General features: G+C 68.0%; 5 protein-coding genes. All 5 read left to right on the top strand.

Translation table 11 applies throughout. The features are described 5' to 3' along the window. Positions 1-134 precede the first annotated feature (134 nt). Positions 135-1,064: a 50S ribosomal protein L3 N(5)-glutamine methyltransferase gene (gene prmB / locus AC1DQP_RS15705; protein WP_256774613.1), complete on the top strand. Its 930-nt coding sequence runs from the start codon at positions 135-137 to the stop codon at positions 1,062-1,064. After that, complete coding sequence (aroC, locus tag AC1DQP_RS15700) at positions 1,061-2,164, top strand: chorismate synthase (protein ID WP_478051961.1); 1,104 nt, start codon at positions 1,061-1,063, stop codon at positions 2,162-2,164. Before prmB ends, aroC begins: the two co-directional genes overlap by 4 nt. After that, positions 2,157-3,212: a 2-hydroxyacid dehydrogenase gene (locus AC1DQP_RS15695; protein WP_457319134.1), complete on the top strand. Its 1,056-nt coding sequence runs from the start codon at positions 2,157-2,159 to the stop codon at positions 3,210-3,212. Before aroC ends, AC1DQP_RS15695 begins: the two co-directional genes overlap by 8 nt. Positions 3,213-3,383: 171 nt before the next feature. Further along, a complete protein-coding gene (locus tag AC1DQP_RS15690; protein ID WP_457319133.1) occupies positions 3,384-4,409 on the top strand; it encodes an aspartate-semialdehyde dehydrogenase in 1,026 nt (341 codons plus the stop codon). A gap of 87 nt (positions 4,410-4,496) precedes the next feature. Then, on the top strand, positions 4,497-5,439 hold a 943-nt coding region (locus tag AC1DQP_RS15685), incomplete at its 3' end, for a type IV pilus assembly protein FimV (protein ID WP_478051960.1).

Here is a 5,439-nt window from a genome sequence, read left to right as displayed (position 1 = left end):
CCGTGGACGTTGACCTTGACCCTGCTTCAGGCCTCCAACGCCCCAACCCCCAACACAACCACTTTCGACTGCAACGGATGCCGGGGGGCATGGGGTCGCCTATAATCGGGGGCCACTTTGTCTGTTGCCTTGCCATGACTGCCGAAACGGCCGCCGAACTCCATACGATCATCGACCTGATCCGCTACGGCACCAGCCGTTTCAACGCCGCCGGGCTGACCTTCGGGCACAGCTACGACAACGCCCTGGACGAAGCCACCCAACTGGTCCTGCACAGCCTGCACCTGCCGCACGACCTCGGTCCGGCCTACGGCGCCGCGCGCGTGACCACCCCGGAGAAGGCCGAGGTCCTGGCCCTGTTCGAACGCCGCATCACCGAACGCCTCCCGGCCGCCTACCTCACCGGTGAAGCCTGGTTCGCCGGCCTCAGCTTCAAGAGCGACAGCCGCGCCCTCGTGCCGCGCTCGCCCATCGCCGAACTCATCGAAACCGGTTTCGAGCCGTGGCTCGCCGGCCGCGACGTCCATCGCGCCCTCGACCTGTGCACCGGCTCGGGCTGCATCGCCATCGCCATGGGCCACTACTACCCCAACTGGGAAGTGGACGGCGTGGACCTCAGCGACGACGCCCTGGCGCTGGCGCATGAGAACAAGGAACGCCTGCAGGCGCACAACGTCACCCTGCTCAAGTCCGACCTGTTCAACGGCCTCACCGGCCGCCATTACGACCTCATCGTCACCAACCCGCCCTACGTCACCAATGACGAAACCGATGCCCTGCCGAAGGAATACTCCTACGAGCCGGAAATGGGCCTGCGTGCGGGTGATGATGGCCTGGACCTGGTGCTCAAGATCCTGCGCGACGCCCCGCTGCACCTCAGCGAAGACGGTCTGCTGATCTGCGAAGTGGGCGAATCCGAGCAGCACCTGATCAAGCTGCTGCCGGAAGTCGATTTTGCCTGGGTCGAATTCAAGGTTGGCCAGATGGGCATCTTCGCCGTCGAATGCCGTGAACTGATCGCCCACAGCGCCCGCATCACCGAACTGGCAGCGCAGCGGCCGTGAGTTCCAACAGCTTCGGCAGACTGCTGACCGTCACCACCTTCGGCGAATCGCACGGTCCGGCGATCGGCTGCGTGATCGATGGCTGCCCGCCGGGGCTGGACATCACTGCCGATGAATTCGCCCACGACCTGCAGCGCCGCGCCACCGGCAAGAGCCGGCACACCTCGGCGCGACGCGAGACCGACGATATCGAGATCCTGTCCGGCGTGTACGAAGGGCGTACCACCGGCACCCCGATCGCGCTGCTGATCCGCAACACCGACCAGCGCAGCAAGGACTACACCAACATCGCCCAGCAGTTCCGCCCGGGCCACGCCGACTACAGCTACTGGCAGAAGTACGGCATCCGCGACCCGCGCGGTGGCGGCCGCTCGTCCGCGCGCGAAACCACCATGCGCGTGGCTGCGGGCGTCATTGCCAAGAAGTGGCTGCAGCAGCGCTTCGGCGTGACCGTGCGCGGCTACCTTTCCCAGCTGGGCGAGATCACCCCGACCGGGCACGACTGGTCGGCGGTGGAAGACAACCCGTTCTTCTGGCCGGCCGCCGAACAGGTGCCGGCGCTGGAGAGCTACATGGATGCGCTGCGCAAGTCCGGTGATTCGGTTGGCGCGCGCGTCAACGTGGTCGCCGATGGCGTGCCGCCGGGCTGGGGCGAGCCGATCTACGGCAAGCTCGACGGCGAACTGGCCGCCGCGCTGATGAGCATCAACGCGGTCAAGGGCGTGGAGATCGGCGACGGCTTTGCCAGCGTCACCCAGCGGGGCACCGAACACCGCGACCTGATCACCCCCGAGGGCTTTGCCAGCAACCATGCCGGTGGCATCCTCGGTGGCATCTCCACCGGCCAGCAGGTCACCGCCTCGATCGTGCTCAAGCCGACCTCCAGCCTGCGCCTGCCCGGCGCGACCGTGGACGCCGACGGCAACGCGGTCGAGGTGATCACCACCGGTCGCCACGATCCCTGCGTCGGCATCCGTGCCACGCCCATCGCCGAGGCGATGATGGCGCTGGTGCTGATGGACCAGGCGCTGCGCCACCGCGCCCAGTGTGGCGATGTCGGCGACATCACCCCGCGCATTCCGGGCACGATCGATGGTTGATCGGCGTCCCCGGGTCTGGGTCAGCCAGCCGCTGTTCGATGACGTCGTCGAACAGCTCGGGCAGCATGTCGACCTGGACATGGCCGCCGAGGTCACCCGCTACACGCCGCAGCAGCTGGCCGAGCGGCTGGCAGGCGTGGACGGCGCGCTGATCACCCTCAACGAACGCATCGGCGCGGCCGAGATTGCCAATGCGCCGCAGCTGCGCGCGATCGCCAACGTCGGCGTCGGCTACAACAACCTGGATGTCGAGGCGCTCAGTGCCGCCGGTATCCTCGCCAGCAATACCCCGGACGTGTTGACCGAAACCACCGCCGACCTCGGCTTCGCGCTGCTGATGGCCACCGCCCGGCGCATCACCGAGTCCGAACGCTGGCTGCGCGAGGGCCAGTGGGGCCAGTGGTCGTTCCAGACCATGCTCGGCGCCGACATCCACGGCAGCACGCTGGGCATCCTGGGCATGGGCCGGATCGGGCAGGGCATCGCCCGGCGCGGTGCGCTCGGCTTCGGCATGCGCGTGCTGTACCACAACCGCTCGCGGCTGCCCGAGGCCACCGAGGCCGAGGTTGGCGCGCAGTACGTGGACCTGGAGACCCTGCTCACCCAGGTCGACCACCTGGTACTGGTGCTGCCCTACAACGCCTCCTCGCACCACATCATCGATGCGGACGCGCTGGCGAAAATGAAGCCGAGCGCTACCCTGGTCAACATCGCCCGCGGTGGCATCGTCGACGAGCTCGCGCTGGCCGATGCCCTGGCCAACGGTCGCCTGGCAGCGGCCGGGCTGGACGTGTTCGAAGGCGAGCCCACGGTACGCCCGGAACTGCTGGCCCTGCACAACATCGTGCTGACCCCGCATATCGGCAGTGCCAGCCGGGCCACGCGCCGGGCGATGGTGCAGCTGGCGGTGGACAACCTGACCGCCGCGCTGGGCCTCGGCCCGCATGCCGGCAACCCGCCGAGCGCGATCAACGCCGACGCCGTGAAAGCCGCCGTTGCCGGCGGCGCGACCGTGGGCGCCAAAAACATCGACGACGCAAAACGATAGGGAACCTCCGCGACCAGCAGGCGAGGTTCCCCGAACCCAGCGCGTGGCAGGTACCAACCGTCGGTTGGCACACCCCTTTCAAATTCCGGTAGGTATCAACCGTTGGTTGGTACACATCCCCAAAGCACGGTAGCTGCCGACCGCAGGTCGGCACCCCAACAAGAGGTTCTCATGAACAATCCAGATCGTCGTTTCCACGTCGCCGTCGTCGGTGCCACCGGTGCTGTCGGCGAAACCATGCTGGCCATCCTGGCCGAGCGCAACTTCCCGATCGCCACGCTGAGCCTGCTCGCGTCCTCGCGTTCGGCCGGTGGCGAAATCGACTTCCAGGGCGACAAGATCAAGGTCCAGGACCTGGCCGACTTCGACCCGACCGGCGTGGACATCGCGCTGTTCTCCGCAGGTGGCAGCGTGTCCAAGGAGTTCGGCCCGAAGTTCGCCGCCGCCGGTGCGGTGGTGATCGACAACTCCTCGGCGTTCCGTTACGACGATGACGTGCCGCTGGTGGTCTCCGAAGTGAACCCCGATGCGCTGAAGCACCGCCCGCGCGGGATCATCGCCAACCCGAACTGCTCGACCATGCAGATGCTGGTCGCGCTCGCCCCGCTGCACCGCCAGTACGGCATCGTGCGCATCAACGTGGCCACCTACCAGTCGGTGTCCGGTGGCGGGCGTTCGGCGCTGGAAGAACTCGGCAAGCAGACCGGCCAGCTGCTCAGCTTCCAGCAGATCGACCCGCAGCGCTTCCCGGTGCAGATCGCCTTCAACCTGATCCCGCACATCGACGACTTCCTGGACAACGGCTTCACCAAGGAAGAGATGAAGCTGGTCTGGGAAACCCGCAAGATCCTTGGCGATGACAGCATCCTGGTGAACCCCACCGCGGTGCGCGTGCCGGTGTTCTACGGCCACTCCGAAGCGGTGACCATCGAAACCCGCGACAAGGTCACCCCGGAGGCCGCGCGCGAACTGCTGTCGCGCTCGCCCGGCGTGGAAGTGGTCGACAAGCACGAAGCCGGCGGTTACCCGACCCCGGTCACCCACGCCTCGGGCAACGATGCGGTGTATGTCGGCCGGATCCGCGAGGATCTCTCGCACCCGCGTGGCCTGAACCTGTGGATCGTGTCGGACAACATCCGCAAGGGCGCCGCCCTCAACGCCGTGCAGTTGGCCGAACTGGTCGCCGCCGAAGGCTGATCGCGCAGTGCCGATGGCATGGGGATGCCATCGGCCGCTGCAATTGAACCATCGCCGATCACGGGGGGAGCCGTTATATTGGCCGCCATGAACAACCGGGCTCCGGGCGCATTGCGCCCGCTCAAGTATGTGTCCACGCTGCTGCTGGCCCTGGCCAGCAGCTCCGCCATGGCCCTGGGGCTGGGCGATATCCGGGTGCTGTCCAAACCCGGCCAGCCGTTGCTGGCCGAAATTCCGGTGATTTCGGCCGATCCAGCCGAGCTGCAGAACCTGCGCGTGGCCCTGGCCTCGCCGGTCACCTTCGCGCGGGTCGGGCTGGAACGCCCGGCCGGGCTGGTCAGTGAGCTGCAGTTCGAGCTCACCCAGAACGCGCAGGGGCGGGCGGTGGTGCGGGTCAGCACGCAGGCCCCGGTCACCACGCCCTCGCTGAACTTCCTGATCGAAGCCGATTGGGGCCAGGGCCGCCTGGTCCGCGAATACTCCGCCCTGGTCGATGCGCCCAACAGCGCGTTGGCCGTGGCCGAACCGGAGATCGTCGCCCCGGCCGGCGCGATGTCCAACGCCATCGTGCGCGAGCCCGATCCGGTGCCGACGGCTGAGCCGGCCACCCCGGTTGCAGCCGCCCCCACCCCATCGCGCGCCGTGCCGGTGCCGCCGCGCAACAGCACCCCGCGCGCCCCTGCACCCGCACCCGCACCCGCGCCCGCAAGCGTGGCCGCCGATGGCAGCATCACCGTGCAGCGCGGCCAGACGCTGTCGCAGATTGCCGGCAGCGTGGCGCGCGGGCAGGGCATCAACCGCAACCAGGCGATGATTGCGCTGCTGCGCGCCAATCCCGATGCCTTCATCCGTGGCAACGTGAACCTGCTCAAGCAGGGCGCGGTGCTGCGCAGCCCCGCCGGTGGAAACGCCGCGACGATCGACGCCAATGAAGCGGCGGCGATCGTGCGCGAGCATGCCGCGCAATGGCGCCAGTCGCGTGCAGCGATCCCGCAGCCGGCCAGCAGCGGCGTGGCCGCCAGCCCCGGCC

This window comes from Stenotrophomonas sp. P5_A8, assembly GCF_056400545.1.
Note: the sequence above shows the minus strand (reverse complement) of the source record. Positions and strands in the feature narration are given on the sequence as shown.

Excerpts from the sequence above, each read along its gene's own strand:
- prmB (WP_256774613.1), top strand. The coding sequence starts at position 135 with ATGACTGCCGAAACGGCCGCCGAACTCCATACGATCATCGACCTGATC.
- AC1DQP_RS15695 (WP_457319134.1), top strand. The coding sequence starts at position 2,157 with ATGGTTGATCGGCGTCCCCGGGTCTGGGTCAGCCAGCCGCTGTTCGAT.
- AC1DQP_RS15690 (WP_457319133.1), top strand. The coding sequence starts at position 3,384 with ATGAACAATCCAGATCGTCGTTTCCACGTCGCCGTCGTCGGTGCCACC.